A 25,451-nucleotide genomic window follows, 5' to 3' on the forward strand; every position below is an offset into this window, starting at 1 on the left:
CAAATATCTAGGAGGTTAAATTTGATGAGTAGTAACGATACTTTCCAAGACTACAAAGTTAAGCACCTTTTCTTACTGGTGGGTGAAAACCCACTGCCTAATTATGTAGCTGCCGTGAAGTTACTAGGAAGTGGTGGCACAGTTTATCTTGTTTATACTAATCAAACACTATCGCAAAAAAGCCTGCTGCAAAATGCCTTAAAAGATAAAGGCTTTAGCAGCAAGCCAGTTGCTTTAGACAAGGATAAAACGGACAATAATAAATCTAATGCTCATCGAATTTACACAAAAGTTAAAGAAAATGCAGAAAAAATACCGACTAATGAACGTATTGGTCTGCATTACACAGGTGGCACAAACACAATGGCAGTTCACGCCTATCGAGCGATCGCGGATTTACCAAGAAATGATACAGTCTATAGTTATCTAGATGCCAAGACGTTAGAGATATTTATAGATGAGCCCAATTCTGATTCTACTCACAGAGCAGTTCAGCTTACAGTGCCTCTAGAAGTCCTATTTAAACTGCACAAGTATGAGTGGCAAGAAAATAAAAAGCCACTACCTACCCCAATTTTACCAGATGCAGCCGCCGAATTTGTCAGACTTTATCAAGATGAAAAAATAGCAGAAACTTGGAGAAGATGGTCTAATACTCATCGGTACAACAACTATGGAGAGTTAAAAAGAGCAAAAGATTCAGCCACAGGTCAGTGGAAATCTGAAGATGAGCTTTCTAATTTATCTTTGAGTTTAACAGGCGTACACTCAGAAATTATTGAATTTCTGCGCCAGAAGTTAGATGCTTCGCCGAGTCAACTTTCTTTGAACGTGACAAAGGCTAAAGGATTTAATAGTTATGAACAAGTTTGTGCATGGCTAGGGGGGATTTGGTTAGAACATTATGTACTCAAACAAGTTAAAGAACTGGCGCAAGACTTACAGCTTGGGGACAGCAAAATGTCATTTGTTATCAAAAGAAGTCAAACTTGGGAAGGAGGAGTATTTGAATTTGATGTTGCCTTCATGCGAAGCTACCAATTGTTTGCTATTTCCTGTACAACCAGTAAAGACCCAAAAGAATGCAAGCTGAAACTATTTGAGGCATACACAAGAGCAAAGCAACTCGGTGGTGATGAAGCCAGAGTTGCTTTAGTTTGCTGTTGTGATGACGATCCAAGTAAATCACCACGTTTAGACAGATATCTCAAAAGTCAGCTTGAAGGCGCTGTAACTAATCCTAAAATTGCTGTATTTATTCGACAAGATTTACCAATACTCAAAGAAAAGATTGCAGCGTGGGTAGACCTAAATAAGGGAAAATCATGAGTAAACTAACTCTCACTGTAGTCGATACAACTGGAATTCAGGACTATGTTTTCAGCAGTAACCGTCTGCGCGAAAATATTGGAGCATCCTACTTAGTATCTCAAGCTACTAAAGAATGGGCTGAAAAAGCTTTGCTGGATTTAGCAAAAGAACTTAATCAAAAAGTTCATATTCCTCAACGTAATTCATTACAGGAAATCCATATCGGTAATGAGGATGTAGCGGCTGAGATAGTTTATGCAGGAGGTGGCAATACAGTTTTACTTTTTACGAGTTTTGAATATGCTAAACGCTTTACTCAAATTTTGACCGAACGAGTTTTGCAAGGTGCACCCGGTTTAAATATTGTCGTTGCTCATAATAAAGAATTTGAATTTAGGAAGGGAGAGTTTAAAAAGACGTTAAACCAGCTTTTAGAAAAAGACTTACCTAAAAAGAAACGAGAGCGAGTTGCTTCTGTACCTTTATTAGGTTTAGGAGTAACAGCAGCTTGTCGGTCAACTCAACTTCCCGCAGTCAATACCAGCGAGAAATATATTGATGCAGATGATGAGGATATTTATCTAATTTCTAAAGAAACTGAAGCTAAACTCAAAGCAGTTCCTAAAGCAAATAAAAGACTAATAGAAAAATTTGCAGGCACTTTTAACTCAGACATTTATGATTTTCCCTATCGCACAGACTATTTAGGTCGTTCTGAAGGTGAATCAAGTTATGTAGCCATCGTTCATGCAGATGGTAATGGCATGGGAAATCGTTTTCAAAAGTGCGGTGAAGGAAAATCGGACGAAGAAGCAATTATTGAAATGCGTAAACTTTCTTACAGCGTTGAGGATGCTGGAATAAACGCTTTGAGAAAAGTGCTAGAGATAGTTCATAACTCAATTGAAAACGGAGAATTATTAGGCTGTTTGGGTCGATTTTCGCTCAAAATAGCCAAAAATGGTAAATACTATTTGCCGTTCCGTCCTTTAGTTTATGGTGGCGATGATGTCATCTTTGTTTGTGAGGGAAGGATAGGACTTGAGTTAGCTGCAATTTATCTGAAGGAATTTGAAGAACAAAAAGATATAGAAGGTCAACCACTTAACTTGACGGCTCGTGCTGGTATCTGTGTTGTCAAAACTCACTATCCCTTTGCTAGAGCTTACCAAATCGTTGAGGAATTATACGGAGCGGCTAAAAAACTGATTTATGAAGAAAGAAAACGATTGTATAAAGATAAGGAATATTATTGTTCGACTCTAGATTGGCATTTTGCTGCGAGCGGTTTAATTGGTAGTATAGGCGAAATTCGGCAGCGGGAATATGAGGTTCCATCAGGAAACATAATGATGCGACCCATACGGCTAAAAGAGCATGACAGCGACGACAACCAATGGCGCACTTGGGCAAATTTTATTAGCGCAGTTCAACATTTTAATGGCTACTTCGATGATGTAGAAGATAATGAAAAATGGAAAGACCGTCGCAATAAAATAATTGCCTTGCGCGAAGTTCTCCGCCAAGGTGCGGACAAAACGAAACAGTTTATGACTACTTACGGTATCAAACAACTGCCACCTTTTCCACAAATTGATAACTTACAGCAGGAAGGTTGGGGCGAACAAAATGAAAAGTATTATTGCGGTTATTTTGATGCGATCGAAGCAATGGATTTTTACATGGGCTTAAAGGGTGACAACAATGAGCAGGTATGAATTGCAAGTACAGATTAAACTTTTGAGCGATACAACCTTTGGTCGAGGTGACGGTGTTGCGGGTTTAGTTGACCAAGAAGTAGAACATGATTCTTTCGGATTTCCTTATCTTCGAGGGCGTACTTTAAAAGGCTTATTGAGTGAGGAGTGCGATAATTTAATTGTCTTGCTCAAAGGCGAGAAATTTGGACATTGGAAAAAGATTAGAAATCAATTATTTGGTGTTTCGGGAAGCACTCTAGAAACAGCATCAATGATCCGCGTTGGCGATGCTTGTTTGCCACAACAGTTACGGGAAGCCGTGGGAAATCAAATAGAGAAGGAGCGAGAAGAAGATAAACCGCGTTTAACACCAACAGATATATTGCATTCCCTGACAACAATTCGCCGCCAAACCGCCATTAATCCTGATAATGGCACAGCAGATAGGGGTAGCTTGCGCTCTGCTCGTGTCGTGATGCGCGATCGCCCTAAAACCCCATCCCGTTTTATGGCTTTCCTGTTTTTTGATGAAGAACCAACACCAGATATGAAAGCTCTTTTAGCAGTTTGCGTTTTAGCACTTCGGCACGTTGGTAGTGGGCGTAACCGAGGGCGAGGTCACGTTCAATGTAGTTTATGTGATGCCAGTGGTCAAGATATTACTCAAGATTTTATCCATCGCTTTGCAACAATTGAGGAGGTAGATCGATGAAAGCGATTACTTTTATTTTAGAAACGCAGCAGCCAGTTTTAGTCACTTCATTTCAGAAAGATCCGAACAGTCATGTGTCTTATCCTTATATTCCTGGGAGCGCGATCCGAGGTGCTTTGATAGGTCGTTACCTCAAGCATCCCGCAGAATTAGGTCAAGATATTTTATCGGATGCGAATCTCGATAGACAGGTGAAACGTTTATTTTTTGATGGCAATACCCGTTACTTAAACGCCTACCTATTCTGTAACAGACAACAAAAACGAACTTTACCCATTCCTCTTGCTTGGTATCGAGACAAGGATGAGGAATTGCCTACACCACAAGAAACAAGAAGTTTAAATGTTCGGGATTTGAGTCAATATGTACCAGAACAGGTGTCTCTGAAAAGCTTAAGTGAAAGATTTTGCACTGTTAACGAAAGACAAGTTGTTTTATATAGAGAGAAGCGACGGATTAATATTCACAACTTGCGCGATCGCACTAAAGGACGTTCGTCACCAACAAAACGCGATCCAGTGACAGATCGAGTTATTCAAGAGGGAGAAGGTGCAATTTTCCGTTATGAAGCTTTAGAAGTTAAACAAACTTTTCAAGCCGTTATATTGTGTGAAAATGATGAGGCAAAAACTATTCAGTATCTACTAAAACCAACAGATATATGGTTGGGTGGCTCTCGAAGTGCTGGCTACGGACACGCAAAAATTCATGCAGTTAAGTGTCAAAATATTGAGGATTGGCATGAAGTAGATATTAGCCCCGAACAACGAGTTAATCGTCGAAAACTAAAAATCACCCTTCTTAGCGACACAATTCTCCGCGATGGCTGCGGACAATTCTCAGTCGAGCCCTGTTTGGTCAAGCAAGCGATTGAAGATAAGTTACCAGTGCAGTTACCTGAAGCAACCCATGTCTTTATCAGTAGCACTGTTGTTGGTGGATTTAATCAAAAATGGGGTTTGCCTTTACCTCAAGTACCAGTTTTATCAGCAGGAAGTGTTTTTGTGTTTGATGCACAACTAACCACCGAACAAATTAAGACTTTAGAAACAGAAGGGATTGGCGATCGCTGCATAGACGGTTTTGGTAGAGTTTGTGTTAATTGGTTGGGAGAATATCGAGATTTTTGTGCTAGACCTCCTGAGCCAATTAAAAACAATATTCAATTAGACGAAAAATATCATGACTTAGCTGGACAAATGGCTGAAAATATTTTACGCCAAAAGCTAGAGCAGTTTCTTGTAGATAAAGTCAGCGATATTAAGATACAAGGCAAAATTACCAACAGCCAACTTTCTCGCCTAGAAATTGTTGCTCGAAAAGGATTGACCAATCCTCCCAGCTTTCTGCCAATTATAGAGTTATTGAGTAGCTTGACTTCAAATGCCAGCGAACAGTATAGAAATACAAAAGTTTCGGGCAATAAATCTCTCGAACAGCAGATTAAAGATTGGTTGATCGACCCAATGAAATCCAGCTCATGGCTGAATAATTCCCATGAATTAGAAGTTAATATTGCTGGAGTTACTCGCAAAGTTGAACCTGATTCATATCTGGTTAAAGAGTATACACTGCGTTTAATTATGGCAGTTGCTAAAAAAGCCAAAAAGGAGAGCGAGCGATGACTGAGGAAAGTTCTTTAAGGGAAAATGAATTGACACGAAAACAGCGTTATATTATTAAACGCATTATTGTACGCGGCACTTTAGCTTTAGATACTCCTACTTGTCTGGGAAGCGGTGATGCTGAAAGTCCAACTGATTTACCCTTACTCAGGGATAGTATTAGCGATCGCGCTCTTTTAACAGGTTCCTCAATTGCAGGTGCATTGCGGAACTACTTGCGAGAACGCGAACATGGATACATGGCTAGCGAATACGCTGATGATTTAGCAACCCTCTTATTTGGAGGAATGCGGAGTGATTATGATGGGAATCAAAGTCCTTTAATTGTAGATGATGCTATCAGCAATAAACCAATCAAAACAGAACTTAGAGATGGTGTGAAAATAAATAGTGCTACAGGAACAGCAGCCGACAAAGCTAAGTATGATTTAGAGTTGCTGCAAGCTGAAACAGAATTTCCACTTAGTTTTGAGCTGCTAATAGAAAAAACCGAAGATGAAGCCAGGTTAGTTAAAGCATTAGCGATCGCACTCGCAGGATTAGAACCTAAAAAAGATCCAAATGTCTCTGAATGTGAAAATGTTTCAAAAAGTGGCGAAATTTGTCTCGGCATGAAAAAGCGGCGCGGTTTTGGTCGCTGTCAAGTCAAAGAATGGCAGGTTTGGAATTTTAATCTGGAAGATGCAGGCGATCGCATGGCCTGGTTAACCCTTGACCATTCTTGGTTAACTGACCCACCCTGTAGTAAACCACCTGCTGTTGATGCTTCAATTGTCGAAGCAATGAAAAAGGCAGGTCTTGGTGTAGCAGAAGATTGGAAAGATAAGCGCGATCGCTTCCTCATCCACGCCGAATTCAAATTAGTCGGTTCTCTCCTGATCCGTTCCGGTCAAGATTCTACTGGACGCGCCCCTGATGTTGTACACTTAAAATCTCATCGACATAACGAAACTAATCCAGTATCAGTATTATCTGGTACGAGTTTAGCAGGAGTATTACGACATCGTGCTGAGAGGATTATTAATACCCTTGAGAAGCCAACAAGCATCATTGATGAAGTATTTGGCCCTGACTTTAGCAAGGATAAAAGCAAACAGGCAAAAGCAAGCCGTTTAGTTGTCCATGAAAAAGTTATCAAAGATGCAACTGAATTAGTACAAAATCGGATTGCGATCGATCGCTTTACAGGTGGTGCGTATCACGGTGCATTATTTGAGGAACAACCTATCTTTGGTGGTGATAAAACCATTGTCACTATTGAACTAGAGTTACGCAATCCATACAACCATGAAATTGGATTATTGTTACTCTTGCTAAAAGATTTGTGGACAAGCGATTTACCTGTTGGAGGTGAAAGTAGTATCGGGCGGGGAAGGTTACAGGGAAAAAACGCAACCTTGACCCAGTATATCTGGGATCGGGAAAAAAAGTTACAGCATAAAGAGGTATGGACGATCGATCAAACAGGTGAAAAAGAACCCCTTGTAGTGAGCGATTCTGGTAGATTAGAAAAATTTGTTCAAAAATTAGTCAATTATCCAACTGAGGTATTGAATGCTAATGAATAAACCCGATTGCAAAACCCTTGAAGATACTCAGGATATTATGGATACGCCTTCTTTGTACAACTGGTTACAAGCTAAGGCAAAGCAGTATCAATTTCAAAACTTATTAGCTCATGGTGACGATAGAGTAATTTGGTTATTAGCTCATGCTGATGATGGAGTAATTTGGGGTAAATTTAGAGGCGATGACTACAAGTTGGTGACATCAGGAGATGAGGATGTATTTCCCCAATTGGCTAAATTGCGATCGCCTACTCTCCAACAATGTCGAATCTTTGGTGAAAATGCTGAAGTTATGCTTTGGAAAGTCGGTCAAAACTGGAAAGCACGTCTAGTTCAAGATGACAATAAACCAGAATGTCTACCAGATGAAGATCAAATCCTTTGGGGAACTCAAGTTGAGAAAGAATCAAATGGATTTAGTTTAGTTTCCGATGGTTCTCAAGGATTAAAACACGCTGTACCTTTAACTGCGATTACTTTGAAAGGTAAAGATTCTCGCCCCTTACGTTTGAAAGTACGTCATTATATTGATTATGATGAGAGCGGTGTAGCCAGAATTTATCTGAGTCGCCTGGTAGATTTATATTCTCATCCAAAAAAGTAGATTGTAGTAACCAGTTATGTAATTTCAAAAACACTTGTTAAAATAGGAATACATTGCATCAAGGAGGGAATTATGATCGCCAATCGTGAACAAGATCAAAAAATGACGGCGGCAGAATACCTAGTATGGGAAGCCAAGCAGGAACTTCGCCATGAATACATTGACGGCGAAATTGTAGCGATGACAGGAGGCTCTCTACCTCATAATGACATTGCTCTTAACTTATACAGGGCTTTGTACCCTCATTTGCGTGAGAGGGGCTGTCGAGTTAATGTGTCAGATGCGAAAGTTCAGGCTCGTAAAAATAGTCGCTATTTCTATCCCGATTTAGTTGTCAGTTGCGATCCTGATGACTTGAAATCACGAGAATTTATTCAAAAACCGAAAGTTATTGTTGAGGTTCTTTCTCCGGGTACAGCCAATTACGATCGCACCAAAAAACTCAAATATTATCGCCAGATTCCGAGTTTGCAAGAATATGTCTTAGTTGATTCAGAAGAAATAGTAGTTGAGGTTTATCGTCGAGGAGAAGGTAAAATGTGGCTTTATTATGAGTATGAAGCTGGGGAGGCGATCGCTCTAGAAAGTATTGAGTTTGAATGTGCGATCGAACTTTTGTATGAAGGGGTTAGTTTTGAGCAAGAGTCAGAAGATAAATAGAGATTAAGTTAATTCACAGAATATTAAGGAGATTGAACTATGAATCCCAAGCATATCAAGAAGATTGAACAAGTCGATCGTATAGCTAAAGCACCCTACAACTTTGTTGAATTACCTGAAAAAGTTGTTGAAGCAGAGGATTTACCAAGTGGCGATCGCTATCATTTAGACCGACATACTGGTAGAATTGAATGCACTTTAACAACTAAATCTCAACTATACAGCCGTTGCGGTTGGAGTCCCGAGGATTTTGCTAAATACTCAGAACCTCCCACACATAAAACAAAAGAAGAAAGAGAGCGATGGGAGAATGACGAAAAAGCAAAGTGGGAAAAGGAAAGACGAGAAATTCTTGCTGCCTTCTTTAGTTACCCGGGCGGTAATCTTGCTGCCATATCTGGTAGTAGTATACGCGGGATGCTGCGAACTCTAGTTGAAATTGTTAGTTTTGGAAAAATAGATCGTGTTTCAGAGCAACAGCGCTTTTTCTTTCGAGCCGTTGCTGCCGATCAAGACGATCCGCTGAAGGAAGAATACAAGAAATATGTCAAACCCAAAAATATTAAAGCTGGGTACTTGGTAGAAAAAGCAGATGGTTGGTTTATTCGTCCCGCTATGCCTGTTGATGAGGCTCCCTTCGTCTGGGTTAAAGAGGATAACTTACGGTCAATCTCGGATTTTATTCCAATGAGCCACCTATCAGATTATAGACCTCAGTATTTTATGAATATTAGTTTTGAAGATATCTATACAAAAAAAACTCGTCGGTTTGCGGGGAAAGTCAGTAACAATTGTACAACCTATAAATATCAAGGAGTTGTAGTGACTAGCGGCAATATGCTGGAAGCAGGAAATAATCCCGGCGATCTCAAACGTCAGAATCACTGCATTATCCGAGAACCAAACCCAAAAGCTGAACCCATTCAAATTAGTGATGATGCTATTCGGGACTATTGTAGTGCTTTAACTCCTTTTCAGAAGCAAGAACCGCGATTCGATCAATATAAGGGTGTTTTAAAAAATGGTCGTTGTATCTTCTACTGTCAACCCCAAGCTGGACAACCAGTGACGCTATTTGGTCAAAGTCCTAACTTTCGGATTCCTTACTCTCCTCAAGGTAATGGAAAAGCTTCAACGGCACGAGATTTTATTCCCGATTTCCTGAAAGATTCTAAAGATAAACCCGCAATCACTGATATAGCTGAAGCTATTTTTGGCTTTGTCCGACGTGACAAGCAACCTGAAGGAATGGAACAAAGTCGTGCTGGTAGAGTGTTTATAAGTGATGGTATCCTGAAGCTACATCAGGAGGAGAAGGTGCAGCAAAGCCTGAATCAAGAACCCAAACCTATTCTGTTATCTAGCCCAAAACCTACAACTTTTCAGCATTACCTGGTTCAACCACCAGAAACAGGGGCAAAGAAGAGTCAACTCAAGCACTATGCTAGTAAGCCATCAACTGATACAGAAGCAGGAGAAACTGTTATTCGAGGACATAAGTTGTACTGGCATAAACCTGCTCAGATTGAAGTTCCTAGCGGCGCATCAGATAGCCAAACGAGTTTAATTAAACCGATTGATGAAGGTATTCAATTTTCATTTACCATCTACTTTGAGAACTTAAGTCAAGTAGAGATTGGTGCAATACTGTGGGTATTAAAAATTGCAGAAAATGAGAAATACTGCTTTTCTCTAGGTATGGGTAAACCTTTGGGGATGGGTGCTATCAAGGTCAAAATTGATAAGCTTAGGTTTGGCGATCGCACTCAACGCTACAACACATTATTCACCGATCGCAATAGCTGGGAGCATGGAGAGACTAACACTGATTCTGAATCCGAAGAGTGCAGAAAAGCATTTGAGAATTATGTACTGGAGAATATTCACGAAAATGACCATCCAGAGGGACATAAAGCTACCAGCCTAGATGAGCTTCCGCGAATCGAAATGTTATTGGCAATGTTGCAATGTGAAGGTTTACAAAACTCACTCCATGCTGAGTATATGACGATTGAACCTAACGAGTACAAAGAGCGCAGAGTGCTACCAACTCCGTTACAAATAGCACGAATCGATGATAATCGCAGAGTCGCTCCAACTTTTTCACCAAGTACGCTACCAAGTGTTGTAGTTAAGTCAGAACGGCAAGTGGAAATTGCTAAAGCTGTTAAGTCAAAAAAGTTTGAGATTGGACAAATTTTGGAGGCTACTGTAGCTCGCATCAACAGCAATCACGTAACTTATCATATGTTGGAAGTCTTAAAGCTTACGGAGAAGGAGCCTAAAAAAGCAGCTTTATTGAGAGAAGGACAAGCAGTTCATGTAAAGATTACTGCTCTCAAGGAAGATGGGAGTATTAAAAGTGTCAAATGTGTGGATTGATTCGTGGTTCCCATAATAGCGATCCCACTTCCAAGTTTTTGGACACAGGCTTTACTTACACCAAAATGTTGGGCTAGTTTTCTAATTTATGTATCACCTTGTTGATACGCTTTAACTATTTTTTCACGAAACTCTATCTAATAACGTTTCATTTTTGACCCTGATATACTGAATACCTTGTAGCACATATAAATGGAATATGCTAGATGATTAGAAATACCGATCGCAACTTGGACAACGGTACAACATGGGTGGGAGTTGTGCGGACAAGCTTTACTTTCTCAAATGTTAGAGAAGAAGGCAGGCACGACATGGATTGACACGGATACATGGATTAAGTATTGAGCGTGATTTACTTTTAAGTAGCGTGCGTCAGTTAGCATGATTTTTCCTACAAACCAACAATCTCACAACTAACGCATTTTGCAACAAATGATGCCTCAGAATCACACTTTCTATGCTGACTAAGAATCTCCAACCTGACGCACCCTACCCATCTTATCTATCTTTAGAGTGGTGACATAATTGTGAAGTTTCGCATAATTTGTTGGCGAGGGGATTTTGTAGGACAATGTTCGATATGAAACGTTTAAAATTAAAATCAATGCTGGCGGCGGCGATCGCGATCGCCTTTTGTTTAATTGCGATCGCCAGCTACGCCCAAGCCAACAAGACATTAACACTGGCGACTTCCCCAGACTACCCGCCCTATGAATTTAAAGATACGGCTGTTAGCGGCAACGAAATCATCGGTTTTGACATCGATATTGCCAAATATATTACTAAAAAATTAGGCTACGAACTGAAAGTAATTGGCATGGATTTTAACGGCTTAATTCCCGCTTTGCAGGCGGGAAGAGCCGATTTTGTGATGGCTGGAATGACTCCCACCGCAGAAAGGAAAAAAAATGTGGATTTTTCTGACCTTTACTACGAAGCTCAAAATACAATTGTCGCCAATAAAGGCAGCAATTTGACCAAAGCTGAAGATTTAGCCGGGAAAAAAGTAGGCGTTCAACTCGGAAGCATTCAGCAGGAAGCTGTGAAAAAAATGCCCGGTGTGCAACTGGCTGCTCTCAATAGAATTCCTGATATCATTCAAGAAATTAAATCGAACCGCATCGCCGCAGGAGTGATCGAGGATACTGTCGCTACGGGTTATGCCGCAGCGAACCCGGACTTGGAATTTAACACAATTCCGAATACTGAAGAAAGCGGTTCGGCGATCGCCTTTGGGAAAGGTTCGAGATTAGTTCCAGAATTCAACCGAGTCCTCCAGCAAATGAAAGCCAGCGGTCAAATTAAGGAACTAGCTACTAAGTGGTTTTCTCGGCCGATTCCGCAAGAATCTGCTCAAGCAAATCAGCCTGCGGTAGCCTCCAAGTTCGGGTTAGATTTTGGCAAAATATTGCCGAGTTTGCCTTATATTTTGTCCGGGCTTTGGGTAACGCTAACTTTTACCTTGCTGTCGGCATTTCTCGGATTTATCTGGGGAATCGTGCTGTCTCTGTTTAAGATTTCTAGCATTAAACCGCTGGCTTGGTTCGGTACTGCTTATACTTCTATTTTTCGAGGAACACCGCTAATTTTGCAGTTGACTTTAGTTTATTTTGCAACGCCGCAGCTTACGGGCTATAATATATCGGCGCTGCAAGCTGGTGTGATTACTTTTTTCCTGAATTCTGGGGCTTATATTTCCGAAACAATCCGCGCCGGAATTCAAGCCGTAGATAAAGGTCAAAAAGAAGCCGCAGAATCCCTTGGTGTTCCCTACAAACTGATGATGGGCGATATTATCTTGCCCCAAGCGTTGAAAAATATTTTGCCTGCATTGGTGAATGAAAGTATTGCTTTGCTGAAGGATTCAGCTTTAGTTTCAGTAATTGGCGTAGAAGACTTGCTGCGCCGCGCTACAATTGTGGGAGCCGAAAAGTATATTTACTTTGAACCTTTGATATTTGTCGGCGCAATTTATTATTTGATGGTGCTTAGTTTAACTTGGGGGGCCAATGTACTCGAACGCAGACTCCAAACTAGCAGTTAAGGTCGATCGCCTGTATAAATCTTTTGGCAATCTGAAGGTTTTGCGCGAGATAACTACTGAAATTCATCAAGGAGAAGTGATTGCCATTATCGGCCCTTCGGGGTGCGGCAAGTCTACTTTTTTGCGGTGTTTGAATTTACTGGAAATTCCGACTTCGGGGCACATATACATTGACGGGGTGGATATTACTCTGCCGAAGGTAGATATTCTGAAAATCCGCCAGAAAGTGGGGATGGTTTTTCAGCATTTCCACTTGTTCCCGCACATGACTGTGCTGCAAAATGTGATGTATGCGCCTGTAAAGGTGAAGCAGGTGGCTAAGGATGAGGCGCGTCTGAAGGGGTTAGAATTGCTGGAAAAAGTGGGTTTGTCAGATAAGGCGGAGGTTTATCCTTCTAAGCTTTCGGGGGGACAAAAACAGCGGGTGGCGATCGCCCGCTGTTTGGCTATGGAACCGGAAATTTTGTTGATGGACGAACCGACTTCTGCACTCGATCCTGAAATGGTTAAAGAAGTCTTAGATGTGATGAAAGCTTTGACAAAAACTGGAATTACAATGGCGATTGTAACTCACGAAATGGGTTTTGCGCGGGAAGTCGCGCACCGGATATTGTTTCTGGATGGCGGAAAGGTGGCGGAAGATGTGCCGCCCCAGGAGTTTTTTAGTAACCCGAAGTGCGATCGCGCCAAGCAATTTCTGGAAAAAATGCTTTAATCTGATATCGCATCCGCAATTAAATAGGTTTGTTGTTCGATCGCACATAATCTCACCTTCTCAGCCCCGCACCCTACAATCACGAGAATATTTAGTTTTAAATTCACCTTTTTTTACTGTGCCGATCGCGCTGGCGATCGAGTTTAGCTAAAAATGCACCCGAAACATCCGCCAGAATGCTAATTATCCGATACAAAGCCACGGCACCCAGAATTATACCCGTAGAAAAGCGATCGGACAACAGGGCGATCGCCGTTGCTTCAAATACTCCCATTCCCCCCGGTGCTCCCGGTACGACTAAACCGACAACAAACGCAAAACAAAAAGCACCAAACAAGTTGGGAATATTGCTAAATTCCACCGGAGTTAAAGCCATTACCGTTAGCAAAAAACCGCAGCCCCGCAATCCGATAAAACATATTTGTCCGATTAACGGCACTAAAGGATAGCGTTTAATTGGCAAATTAATTTTGCGGTTTGACTTGACACTCGATGTTTTTTTAGTTAAAGTGGAGGTAGACTCTAAACGCAAAGTTTGTCGCTCGCCCCGATCCTCCCCAACTTCTGAATTTTCCCCATTGTTCTTGGATAACTTCAACCGCTCTACAAATAGGACGATCGGATTTAAAATTCGGGGATGAATCGCCGTTAAAATAGCAGCACAACCGACAATTCGCAAAAACCAATTGAATTTGTCAAAACAAATCAACCCAATCAAAACGCCAGCAGAAGCCATCAGCAGCGGTTCCAGCAACACGCTGAGAGTAGCAGCTTTAGGGAAAATGCCTGCCTTTTTGGCGTCCAATATTCTACCCCAAAAATGCCAAATATTCCCCGGCAAATACTTGGCAATATTAGTTTTGAGAAAAACTTGAATCGCCCAGGCAGCAGTTACAGGTTGGCGGAATTCCCGCAAAATCAACATCCACACCCAGCCGACAAAAATTAGAGAAAGTAAAGTGACGCCAAGGGCGATCGCCAGCAACGGAAAACTTTCGGCTCGAATTTGGATATTCGCGACTTCTCGCCAGTGAGTTAAAAAAGCTTTGGCAATAAATAAAAACGTCCCGCCTAAAATCAAATAGCGCAAATAAGGCTTTAAATGCGACTTCGCGATGTTGAAAAAATTCTGAATTCGATGCAAGTGTTGTTTTCCCATTTTCTGATCCCGATTTTGAATTTGGGATTAAGTTATACTGTTTGAGATTTTATATTTTATAGGGGCAAAGGCGGAATTGTGGTTAATTTACACGGCATGATATGACGGAATAAATCTGTTTAACCTGAGATGTTGCACCCTTGTCAAGAATGGGCTCTCCGGCCCGTTCCACAATAACTCAACATTTTTGTGGCACAGGCCGAAAAGCCTGTTCCTAAACGGGCTCTCCGGCCCGTTCCACAATAACTCAACATTTTTGTGGAACAGGCCGAAAAGCCTGTTCCTAAACAAGTAATTGAGAAGGGTGGAACATCTTAGTTTAACCTAACCTATGCACACCTCTACAGACTGTGCGTAATGCCCGCCTTACAGAGTATTTAGGGCACTTTTAACCACAAACTTAAATTTAAAATCTAAAATTTAGATCGATATACCTCGCTAGGAGTACATTTCTATGCCCGGCCCGAGCCCTGACGGTTTTTCCTATCTTTTAGATGATAGCCCCAATAGTTTCGCCTTGACTCCGGGCTTTTTGACTCCTTATCCTAACGGACTTTTTGCCCTCGGCGGCAACGATTTTATTGTCGGTTCGTCGGATGCCGAAATAATTAGCGGTGATAATGGTAACGATCGCATTCTCGGCGGTGGCAATTCCGATACCCTCTTCGGTGGTGCGGGCAACGATTTGCTTAACGGTGGTGCCGGCGCAGACTTCCTGTTTGGCGATGCTGGCAGCGATACCTTGCAGGGAGGTAAGGGAGATGACGTGCTCAACGGCGGCGACGGCAGCGACGTTTTAGTGGGCGATGGGGGCAAAGATACGCTGACAGGGGGTTTGGGCCCAGATACCTTTGTCCTCCGCAGCGACTCCGCAGTCTCCGATCCGGCTGCAGCAGACGTGATTACTGACTTTAACAGTTTTGTGGATTCGATCGGACTGACTGACAATCTTACCGAAGCTGACTTGATTCTCGAAGAAATATCGATCGCCCCCGGTATTTCCAATACATTAATTAAAATTCGCCAATCCAATGCTATTTTAGGCTTGGTAGCCAACGCATCTCCACAAGACCTCGCCAATACATTCATCTCTGCAACTACCGTATTGGGCAACCAACTGGATCAAGCTCGCGATTTAGGCGTTTTGGGCGGCACTCAAACGATCGCAGACTCGCTTAGCAATGCCCGGCCAGACGGCCTTTACCGCTTTACTTTGCCTGCAAATAGCGACTTTAAATTAACTGTCAGCGGTTTGACTGCGGATGTTGATGTTGCTCTAATTAAAGATATTAACGGCGACAATTCTATTGACTTCACCGATATTATTGCTTCTTCTCAACAACCGAATTTATCGCCGGAAGCGATCGACATCAACGGTTTAGCCGCAGGAACTTACTTTGTCCGAGTTTATCAATACCAAGGCAGTACAAATTTCTCCCTCAATCTGTCTGCAACTCCTGCAACTGTTTCTCCTAACAATCCGAGCAACTTGCAAGGTTTTGACTCTCGTTTTGGGTTCGGTTTGGTGAATGCAGCGGCGGCAGTTGCTAAAGCTCAAGGTACTGCAACTTTTCCTGACGTTCCCGACTTGGGTGGCGACGAGTGGGGCAGAGATTTAATTAAAGCTCCAGAGGTTTGGGCCCAGGGCTTGACTGGAGACGGAATTGTGGTGGCAGTTATTGACAGCGGAGTTGACTACAATCACCCGGATTTGACGGGGAATATTTGGAGTAATGTCGGGGAAACTGGCGTTGATGCGATCGGTCGCAATAAAGCTAGCAACGGGGTTGATGATGATGGCAATGGCTTTGTTGACGATTTCCGAGGATGGGATTTTGTCAATAACGATAATGACCCTATGGATGATAACAATCACGGCACTCATATATCGGGTTTAGTTGCTGCGAAAAAAGATGGGGTTGGGATTACTGGAACGGCTCCGACTGCGAAGATTATGCCTTTGAAAATACTTAATGGAGCAGGGGTGGGTAAAATTCGGGATGAAATTAATGCGATTAATTATGCGGTGGCAAATGGAGCGAAGATCATAAATGTGAGTTTGGGCGGCCTACAGTTGAATGCTCAAGAATTGGATGCGATTCGAGCGGCTGAAGCTCAAGGCGCGATCGTGATTTCGGCTGCGGGAAATGATGCTCGTCCACAAGTAGATTATCCGGCTCGGTTTGCCAATGAGGTAGGAATTGCTGTCGGTGGTGTTACCCGAAATGGCTTGTTTGGGGAGTATTCTAACCGGGCGGGTTCGCAAGCAATTAATTATTTTGTTGCTCCGGGTGGCGACGGTGGTAGGGCGGATTCTGGTGATGTTTATTCAACTGTGGCGCTTTCTCAACCGGGGATTCCCTATCGATATTTTTCCGGTACTTCAATGGGAGTGCCACAAGTATCCGGCGTGGTAGCTTTGATGTTGCAAGCTAATCCGAATCTGACTCCTGCTGATATTAAGAGGATTCTTGCGGAAACTGCGAATCGAGCTGTTTGAATTAATTGATAATTGGTAATTGGTAATTGGGAATCGGTAATGGGATTGACATACTGTTAGCAGATTTCGTAGGGGCGGGTTTCACCAACAATATCGAATTTCTACTAACAATATACCTAAACCCGCCCCCACACAACTAACAATCTACATCAACATGGATTTGTATTGAATGCGAAAAATGTACCAGGGGTTTACCGTGGGATAGGGGCGGGTTTTATAGATTGTTAATTAACCTAAATATTGTTGGTGAAACCCCCCCCTACAAGCCCAATTAAAAATTGGCGGCGTAAGTTAAGTCAAATTGGCGGCACAGGGTGATGCAGCAGTAGCTTGGTCGATCGAATACTAACTCGTAATTCATCTGGCCGTCTATTTTGGTGATCGGCTGCTTTAAGGGGATGCCCTGAATGTCGTATTGACGGCGTTCTAAGGCACTCCAGTCGATAATTTTGAAGTCGATTTGGTTCTGTAACTCACTTGCGATCAGATATAGGTGCATCTTGTCTTGAACTTTCCCAGTCAGGGGAACTTTTATTAACACTGACTGGGTGACGAGGGGTTTTTGGTCGTTGGGATGCTTCTGGGTGTGGCAGCTTTTGAATTCTATATCGTAAGGTTCTACCTTGAATTTCTCTCCACTGGCGATCGCAGATGAGTGCAAATCTTTCAGGCACTTTTCTAGGTGAGGAATCAGCCCTAAGTCTGGATCGCACAGCAGTTTACGAATGTTGGAGGTTTCAGTGACTGTCATTGGAGATTTTTGATGTTATTTTTTTATTCTTAACTTTTAGCTTACCACTAAAAGCAAACCTATCGAACTCTCCTTGCGACATACTTTCAAAAATGCCGTTTATGGCCAGTATGTCGCAGTGAATAAGACATTTTTGGGCCACAAACCCGTGTTTTTTGCCTTAATATTTGAGATTATTTCTTGGTAATTTTCCACAGATTAAGCTCGACATTAGTGTCAGCCGGATCTATTTGATAGTTTTGTTGCTGAATTGCCGATCGCAAAGTAGAGGACGGTCTGTATAAAAACAACTCACTGAAACCGCCGGGAATTTGCGGGGGTTGGGGTTTTTTCTTTGCCAATTCTCGATTTTTGTAGCAAGAAGTGTAACAGCGGGGTTCTATTAGCAGTTTTACTTTGGGTTCTAGGTAATAACTTAAAGGCATGATATATGCAATATTGGCATCGCTGATAAATAGGGGATTGCTGGCTTGATTGACAGTTGCGGCTACTTCCAAGGCACGCAACCAACCGCTGCCTTTATTCCACCAAATATCTGCTTGAGAACTAACTCCACCGGATATAATACCTGCGGAAAAAACTCCCACTATAACTATTTTCCACAGTTTTTGCTGTTTTAATTTCTCCAAATTGCTACTGATTTTCGCAGACAGCAGGTAAGCCACTGCTATCTGAATTCCCACATAACAAGGAACTAAATATCGCGGATTTGCCGATCGCCTTCCACCCTTGATTATATCAGGCACTGCTAAAAACAAAGCAGTTGTTGCAATTAATAACAATACAATCAACCACACTCGCTTTGGTGTTTGTCGGCATAGATAATAAAGGGCATAGCCGACTAAAGCTAGAATCATGATACCAACTGGAATTAGCAAGGCAAGTTGTGTGGCGTTGGCAGTTCCATCAATGCCAATATCAAAAAATGCTATGGTGATGGAACCAACCCATCTGCTGACTAATCTTAAGAAATTTGTTTGTTCTGCCCATATTGTTGTGCTTCTAACTTGATTGAAATTTTCTACAGTATTTACCAGGGAAGGCATGAAGCATATCAAAGCGATTAAAGATGCTACATAATAGGAAATAAATGTTTTCACATCGCGCCAGTTGGCAATAACTGCGACGTAGATTGCGTGGGCGGCAGCGACGCAGACAAATAACAAGTGGGTGTACAATCCCAGTGTTGCTGTGGCTGCATAAAGCGCCCAGGAAAGAACAAGGGCGACAGGATTTTGATTTTCGTCAGGGCGTGTTGCTCGCAGCAAGGCGGCAGTGGATAAAATAGTAGTTACTGTCCACAAACTGTACTGTCTTGCTTCTTGGGCAAAGAGGATGTGGTAGGGAGAAATTGCGAAAATTGCGATCGCCATCCATGCTACTGCTGAAGATTCAAATAACTCCCAAGCCAGCCAATAAATTGCGGGAAATACTAGCAGGCTAATCACGGCTGCCAAACTTCTCATTGCTGCAACGGAAGTGCCGAACCATTGCGCCCAATATCGCGCTAATACGTAATACAGCGGCGGGTGGTGGGGGTCTTCTGTTGCTAAAGAATTCAGGGTATCCCTTAAGGTTTTTTCGGAATTTATCTGCTGATATTTTTGTAAATCCGCAGGCGAGGTTATTTTCTGGTAGGAAATTTCTTTGATTATTTCGGCTTCGGTGTAGCCAGAAACTCTTAAAGAAGTATATGTTTCGTCGATCCAGTAAAATTTGCGATCGAGATTGGCGAACCGAAATAAAATACCTATGACTAATACGGCTATAATTAAAAATTGCAGCCAATTTCGGGGAACATTAAAACGCATTTTTCCAACCCTACTTCATTTTTTTAGCAATTTTCTCAAAATTATATGTTGATTTTGTAGAGTGTAAAGAGTTGGTATTTCATAACGAGTATTTTTTTCTATTTCTGTTTTGAATTCTCTGGAAATACCATACAAAAAAATCTCGTTAAAATTTGGTGGGATTTTCACAATTTTAGGTGGCAATACTAAAAACTTAGCAGGGGAATTGATTAAGTAACTCAAACTGAGTAAGTTGCCGATCGTATCTACACTATACACCCACAAGTCTGTTATGAGTAATGGCCGAGAAGCTGAGTTTACCGTGCGGGCGATCGGGATGTTAATATAAGAGCGGTCTTTATTCCACCAAGAGTCTGCTGGCAAATAGATGCAGCAGGATATAATTCCAATAGAGAGCAAAGCAGCCAGAGCCAGTCTCCACAGCTTTAGCAACTGCATTGTAACTTGAGGAGATGTCATTTTTACCGCCAAAAAATAGGAAACAGCTATCTGCATTCCTAAATAACAGGGAATCATGTAGCGGGTGTTGATCGATCGCATTCCGCCCCAGATTAAATCCGCTGGCAGGAAAATGGCTAATGTCACGCACGTTAATGTCATAACAAACAACCAAACACGTCTTTCTGTCTGACTCAGCAGCAAATAAAAAGAATATCCGACAATTATTAAAATCATTAAAATAATTGGGATAGTTAATATGAAATATAATCGTGGCAAATCAGAGTATAATCCTACATCAAAAAATTGCCTAATAATGTTTAAAACGAAATTTAAAACTAATTTTGAAATTGGAATTCTTAAGGACTGCCATGCTATTTTGTCACTGACATTTTGCGAATTTATTAAATAAACTACAGTCCAAGGAAATAAGGCAATAAATCCTGCGCTTGCTGCTATAAAATACCCAATTACCGTCTTGTTAAACCGCATATTTTCCGAGAGGGCTACATAAATTCCATGCCCTAGCACCACCAGTGCAAATAATAGGTGAGAATAAAATCCCAGTGCTACTGTTACCGCATAAATTGCCCAACTGCTGTTAGTTTTTAGCCGCATTGCCCGCAGCAAAGCAGCGCTAGACAGCAAAATTATTAATACAAACAAGCTGTAAGGTCGAGCTTCTTGAGCGTAAACTATTTGAAAAGGCGATACAGCTAGTAATGAAACTGCCAACCAAGCTGTCAGCGAGGAATCAAATAATTCTAAGCACAGCCAATACATACAAGGCAATGCGAGCAAACTAAAAACAGCCGACATACTTCTAGTTACAGCCACTGAATCGCCGAACAGTTGCACCCAAAATCTCGTCGCTACAAAATACAGCGGAGCGAGTTGGGGTTCTTCTAAAGCTAATCCTTTTACGGTATCTACGACGGTTTTTTCTGAATTTATCCGTTGATATTTTTGTAAAAATTTAATGTCCCGACTTTCACCGTCAACTACTTGCTGAATAAACTCAGATTCTGTATATCCAGATAACCGCAGGGATGTGTAACTTTCATCTATCCAGTAAACTTTCTTTCCTAGGTTGGCGAAGCGAAAGAATATGCCGAGGACTAATACAACTATAATTAAAAATCGCAGCCACTTGTCAAGTGAAGGGTTGTGAGAATTTAGTCGATCGCGATCTTTGGTAGATTCCATTTTATAACTAGCTAATCTCCCACAATTTTTTTCTGTCACCCCACCTGTAAGGTGCGCTGGGCGCACCCTACCAACTTAACAGCCAGAGAGAGGACTTCAGTCCTCTCTACAAACAAAGGAATGATTAATCATCCACTCCTTCAATCGGCGCAAAACCTTGGCGCTGAATATTTTCGGTTATGGTGCGCGGTTCGAGGAATTGTAGCAAATAATCCGGGCCGCCAGCTTTAGAACCAACTCCCGAAAGTTTGAATCCTCCGAAAGGTTGGCGCGATACCACAGCCCCGGTAATTCCGCGATTGATGTACAGGTTTCCGACTTCAAAATCGGATGCGGCTCGATCGATATGCGAAGGCGTGCGAGAATACAATCCGCCGGTTAAAGCAAAATTAGTACCGTTAGCAATCGCAATCGCTTCGCTGAAATTACGAGCCCGAATCACCGACAAAACCGGGCCGAAAATTTCTTCTTGGGCGAGAGTTGCTGTGGGCGATACTTCGGTAACAATGACTGGGCCGACAAAATAACCGGTTTCTGGTGCCGGCATTTCTAAAGCTATTTTAGCTTCGGCGCGACCTTTTTCGATGTATTCGCGGATGCGCGAATGGGCATTTGCATCGATCACAGGGCCGACTTGAGTGCCGGGATTTTCTGCGGGGCCGACATTGAGCGATCGCGTCGCTTCTACCAATCTTGCCACAAAATTATCGTACACCGATTCGACCACAATTACTCGCGAACAAGCGGAACATTTTTGGCCGCTGTATCCAAATGCCGAATAAACTACGCCTGCAACTGCTTGGTCTAAATCCGCACTTTCATCGACAATAATTGCATTCTTGCCACCCATTTCCGCAATTACTCGTTTCAGGTGTTTTTGTCCAGGCTGCAAAATCGCAGCATCGGCATAAATCTGACAGCCAACTTCCTGAGAACCCGTGAAAGTAATCATGTGAACGTCGGGATGTTTCACCATGTAAGCGCCGACGGTGGAACCTTTGCAAGGCACGTATTGAAATACGCCTTTGGGGATTCCGGCTTCTACCAATATTTCAGCTATTTTTGCTGCAATTACTGAGGAAACTTCCGCAGGTTTGAGCAAAGTACAATTACCTGCCACCAGGGATGCAACTGTCATGCCCACAGGAATTGCGAGGGGAAAATTCCAAGGTGAAATGATTAAAGAAATGCCGCGTGGCTGATAGCTGTAGCGGTTAGTTTCTCCGGGAATGTCGTAATTTTTCCCTTGTTCTAACCGTTCCATTTCGTCGGCGTAGTAGCGGCAAAAATCAATAGCTTCGGAAACTTCGGCATCGCATTCTCTGACGGGTTTGCCGACTTCAAACACCATCCAAGCTGATAGTTCGTGCCGCCGCTGTTCCATCAATTCTGCGGCTTTGCGGAGGACGCCTGCCCGCTGGCGGACGGGGGTTTTTCGCCAACCGGTGAAGGCTGCTTTTGCTGCTTCAAGGGCTTGTTTGGCCTGTTCTTCGGAAATCAATCCGATTGTGCCAACTACTTCTGTGGGATTGGAAGGGTTGAGTGAGTTAACTGTGGCTTCAGTATTTTGGTACTCGCCATTGATTAGCGGTAAATAGGTTTTACCTAGGTTGGCGCGCACTGATTTGATGGCTGTTTCTGCTTGTTGCCGCAATTTGGTATTGGCGTAGTCGGTATCGGCAACGTTGGGAAATACTTTGCTGTAAACTAGCTGGTCATTTCCGTTAGCAACTGGTGCGGCTAACAATTGTTCGATCGGCATTTCTTCGGAACTTTGCCGGATGAAAGAACTGTTGGCGGTATTTTCCAGCAAACGGCGGATCAAATAAGCCATTCCCGGCAGCAAATCGCCGTAGGGACAGTAGACTCGCACGCGATAACCCCGATCGACCAAAAGCTTAGCCAATTTGTCGCCCATGCCATACAGCACTTGCATTTCAAAGCGGCGGCGCGGTATATTGAGAGTTTCGGCAATGGCGATCGCCCTCGCTTGCGATCGGACATTATGACTGCCAATAGCTGCATACAAATATTCGTGATTTTCTAGCAGCAACTGCGTCATCTGCTCGAAATTGGCATCGGTAGCAACTTTGTCATTGTAGACCGGCTGCGGCCAATCTTTCTGCATCGCTTTGATAGTTTCCTGATCCCAGTAAGCGCCTTTTACCAGCCGCACTGTTACCGGATTTCCGCGTTTTTTTGCCCAGGAAATCAGGTTTCGCAAATCTTGGGCGCTGTCGCGCAAATAAGCTTGCAATGTAATTCCAATATCCGTGCGGCTGCGAAACTCTTCCTCTAACAATAAGTCTTTGAGAATGCTCAGAGTTAAACTTTTGTAAGCATACTGTTCCATATCGAAATGAACCGCCGCGCCCAATTCCTTCGCGCGACGCAGTAAAATGCGAATTCTCTCGCTTACTTTCTCCTCACTACCTTTAGCATCCAAAGGGTCAAACTGAGAATAAAAAGCCGTTAACTTTACCGATACTTGCACTCGCGGCAAAGTTTCGCCGTCAGCTTTGTCAATTGCATCTACCTGCGGCCAATTCTTCGCTGCATTGGCGAGTTCCTCCATCAATTCCAAATAGCGGTTAAGATAAATTTCCGCCTCAGTTTCAGTGATGACAGCTTCCCCCAAAAGGTCAACTGTAAAACCCATTTTATCTTTGCGAAGCCGCTCTAAAGTTTTAACTACCTGCTTGATATTTTCCCCAGAAATATACTTGTGCGCCAAAGTTTCCACTGCAGGCGCAACCGTCGTCGCAGCCAATTGTCCAGGAATCGAATCAGCGTTAGTAAAATTGAGTAATTTTTTCAAAGCTTCGGGCAATTCTACCTCTTGGGCGGTCAGGTATTCTTGCAGGTGGCGGGCAATTTCCGGCTTGCTGCGGAGTGCCGGCAAACAGTCGATGAATCGAAACAATTGCACCCGCAGTCCGGGGTTAGCCATCGCCCAATCCATTAGTTTGTCGTCCCAGCGCATTTGGTCTTGCAGTTGACCGAAAAAAGAGCGCTTTTTGTCTTGAGTTGCCTTCAGGATTTCTTTGGCAATTTCCTGGGTTTTTGCTTCGTAGATGCTTGGAGATATTTGTGCAACCATTGGTAATTAGTAATGGGTAATTTGTAATTTGCAACCAGGGCGGGTTTATGTATTGTGTAACTACCCCCTGAGACAATTATACTTGCTATTTGACTTCAATCTTAACTTGGTAGTTTGCTTGGCGATCGCCTGAAATTTCAATAGTATAATCGCCGCTACTGGCTAGTTGACCTTGCCACTGACCTGTGCTATCAGTAGTACCTAAATTTTCACCGTTAGGAGCAATAATTGCGGCGCTAACTTGACCTTCTTGAACATTAATTGTCATGCTTTGGCCGCTATTGCACTCCAGTAAGTAGCGCCTGGATATGTTGGCTCGCAAACTATTGCTCAGAGTAGTTCCCGTAGCACCGGCTTGAAAGTAAACTCGCTCGGTTACAGGGGTTTCAACCGCAGCGGGAGTTGGAGTTGGAGAAGGCAACGGCAAAGGAGAAGGCAACGGCGAAGCAAGTTGCGGAACACCAGACAGAGAGGGGATTTGAGTGGGACGGGGCGACGGAGGGAATGTGGGGGGCCGCCCATTTCCAGGGGCTGGGGGAAGTCCGGGCCTGCGGTTGATGGGCGCTGTGGCGACAGGCGGAGGGCTTTCGGGGAGGGGTACGTCAGCGGGTAGTTTGATTTGAAGGTTGGCTCTTTCCTGATACATTTTCCACGCTAGCAAACTGCCGAGACTAAGGACGGAACCGACTAAGATTCCGCTGAGAAAAACTGCTAAGATTTGCCACGAGCGAGCTGGTTTTGGTTCGGGGTTGGCAGTTGGAATTGTTGGAGGCGGATAACTTGTAATTTGAGTTGTTTCCGGCGTGCTATCGGCGACAACTGGAATTGTTTCGGCTGCGTCGATGGGCGCTGAAATATCTTCGGGCGTGGCAATTTCTGCGGGAGTTTCTGCTGATGCGGAAGTTGAATCAGCCCTGGCAATTTCACTGCGATCGAACTCATCGCTGGTAGTGGAAATTATTTCCGGGTGCTGAGTCAAAATTTGTTTTTTTTCCTGTTCGTCGCTCATGGGGCTAAAATTATTTTACAAAGACCGCTTTTAGACATTTTACGTTACTGGTGCGATCGCCTGCACTGAAATTATCTAGCAGAATGAAGAAGGCACAACCAGTGATTTTGACACGGATACACGCATCTTGCCTGTTCATAAAAATGGTACTTGTGT

General features: G+C 42.9%; 17 protein-coding genes. 11 read left to right on the forward strand and 6 right to left on the reverse strand.

The window, feature by feature from the left end; all coding sequences use genetic code 11:
• Positions 1–24 precede the first annotated feature (24 nt).
• The 10 genes from QUA88_RS03360 to QUA88_RS03405 all read left to right on the forward strand — a co-directional run bounded on the left by QUA88_RS03360 (position 25) and on the right by QUA88_RS03405 (position 13,321).
• Positions 25–1,329, forward strand: a complete 1,305-nt coding sequence (locus tag QUA88_RS03360; protein ID WP_333270233.1) for a DUF1887 domain-containing protein — start codon at positions 25–27, stop codon at positions 1,327–1,329.
• Positions 1,326–3,029: a Cas10/Cmr2 second palm domain-containing protein gene (locus tag QUA88_RS03365; protein WP_333270235.1), complete on the forward strand. Its 1,704-nt coding sequence runs from the start codon at positions 1,326–1,328 to the stop codon at positions 3,027–3,029. The genes QUA88_RS03360 and QUA88_RS03365 overlap by 4 nt, the downstream gene beginning before the upstream one ends.
• Positions 3,016–3,723: an RAMP superfamily CRISPR-associated protein gene (locus QUA88_RS03370; RefSeq protein ID WP_333270238.1), complete on the forward strand. Its 708-nt coding sequence runs from the start codon at positions 3,016–3,018 to the stop codon at positions 3,721–3,723. Before QUA88_RS03365 ends, QUA88_RS03370 begins: the two co-directional genes overlap by 14 nt.
• A complete protein-coding gene (locus QUA88_RS03375; protein ID WP_333270241.1) occupies positions 3,720–5,348 on the forward strand; it encodes an RAMP superfamily CRISPR-associated protein in 1,629 nt (542 codons plus the stop codon). Before QUA88_RS03370 ends, QUA88_RS03375 begins: the two co-directional genes overlap by 4 nt.
• Entirely contained in the window at positions 5,345–6,916 is a 1,572-nt protein-coding gene (locus QUA88_RS03380; protein ID WP_333270244.1) for an RAMP superfamily CRISPR-associated protein, read from the forward strand. The genes QUA88_RS03375 and QUA88_RS03380 overlap by 4 nt, the downstream gene beginning before the upstream one ends.
• On the forward strand, positions 6,903–7,520 hold the full coding sequence (csx19, locus tag QUA88_RS03385) for a type III-D CRISPR-associated protein Csx19 (RefSeq protein WP_333270247.1): 618 nt from the start codon (positions 6,903–6,905) through the stop codon (positions 7,518–7,520). Before QUA88_RS03380 ends, csx19 begins: the two co-directional genes overlap by 14 nt.
• Before the next feature lie 72 nt (positions 7,521–7,592).
• A complete protein-coding gene (locus QUA88_RS03390; RefSeq protein WP_333231249.1) occupies positions 7,593–8,180 on the forward strand; it encodes a Uma2 family endonuclease in 588 nt (195 codons plus the stop codon).
• A gap of 39 nt (positions 8,181–8,219) precedes the next feature.
• Entirely contained in the window at positions 8,220–10,562 is a 2,343-nt protein-coding gene (locus QUA88_RS03395) for a TIGR03986 family type III CRISPR-associated RAMP protein (RefSeq protein WP_333270250.1), read from the forward strand.
• Between the two features lie 580 nt (positions 10,563–11,142).
• Entirely contained in the window at positions 11,143–12,606 is a 1,464-nt protein-coding gene (locus QUA88_RS03400) for an ABC transporter substrate-binding protein/permease (RefSeq protein ID WP_333270253.1), read from the forward strand.
• A complete protein-coding gene (locus QUA88_RS03405; protein WP_333209882.1) occupies positions 12,572–13,321 on the forward strand; it encodes an amino acid ABC transporter ATP-binding protein in 750 nt (249 codons plus the stop codon). Before QUA88_RS03400 ends, QUA88_RS03405 begins: the two co-directional genes overlap by 35 nt.
• A gap of 103 nt (positions 13,322–13,424) precedes the next feature.
• Here the strand turns inward: QUA88_RS03405 and QUA88_RS03410 are convergent, their stop codons facing one another.
• Entirely contained in the window at positions 13,425–14,480 is a 1,056-nt protein-coding gene (locus QUA88_RS03410; protein ID WP_333209884.1) for a UPF0104 family protein, read from the reverse strand.
• A gap of 454 nt (positions 14,481–14,934) precedes the next feature.
• Between QUA88_RS03410 and QUA88_RS03415 the strand changes: the two genes are divergently transcribed.
• The gene (locus QUA88_RS03415; RefSeq protein WP_333051688.1) at positions 14,935–16,980 is read left to right on the forward strand and encodes a S8 family serine peptidase; all 2,046 of its coding nucleotides are present in this window, start codon (positions 14,935–14,937) and stop codon (positions 16,978–16,980) included.
• 271 nt (positions 16,981–17,251) lie between these two features.
• Here the strand turns inward: QUA88_RS03415 and QUA88_RS03420 are convergent, their stop codons facing one another.
• The 5 genes from QUA88_RS03420 to QUA88_RS03440 all read right to left on the reverse strand — a co-directional run bounded on the left by QUA88_RS03420 (position 17,252) and on the right by QUA88_RS03440 (position 25,295).
• Entirely contained in the window at positions 17,252–17,731 is a 480-nt protein-coding gene (locus tag QUA88_RS03420; RefSeq protein WP_333243723.1) for a hypothetical protein, read from the reverse strand.
• 173 nt (positions 17,732–17,904) lie between these two features.
• Positions 17,905–19,542 (reverse strand): glycosyltransferase family 39 protein, encoded by a 1,638-nt coding sequence (locus tag QUA88_RS03425; RefSeq protein WP_333051682.1) that lies wholly within the window; start codon positions 19,540–19,542, stop codon positions 17,905–17,907.
• Positions 19,543–19,557: 15 nt separating this feature from the next.
• Positions 19,558–21,186: a glycosyltransferase family 39 protein gene (locus tag QUA88_RS03430; RefSeq protein ID WP_333209889.1), complete on the reverse strand. Its 1,629-nt coding sequence runs from the start codon at positions 21,184–21,186 to the stop codon at positions 19,558–19,560.
• A 124-nt stretch (positions 21,187–21,310) separates the two neighbouring features.
• Entirely contained in the window at positions 21,311–24,286 is a 2,976-nt protein-coding gene (gene pruA, locus QUA88_RS03435; RefSeq protein WP_333051676.1) for an L-glutamate gamma-semialdehyde dehydrogenase, read from the reverse strand.
• An 85-nt stretch (positions 24,287–24,371) separates the two neighbouring features.
• Positions 24,372–25,295 carry a hypothetical protein gene (locus QUA88_RS03440; protein ID WP_333270258.1) on the reverse strand — a complete coding sequence of 308 codons (924 nt, stop codon included), beginning with the start codon at positions 25,293–25,295 and terminating at the stop codon, positions 24,372–24,374.
• Positions 25,296–25,451: the final 156 nt, after the last annotated feature.

This window comes from Microcoleus sp. D3_18_C2 (assembly GCF_036702395.1).
GTDB lineage: Bacteria > Cyanobacteriota > Cyanobacteriia > Cyanobacteriales > Microcoleaceae > Microcoleus.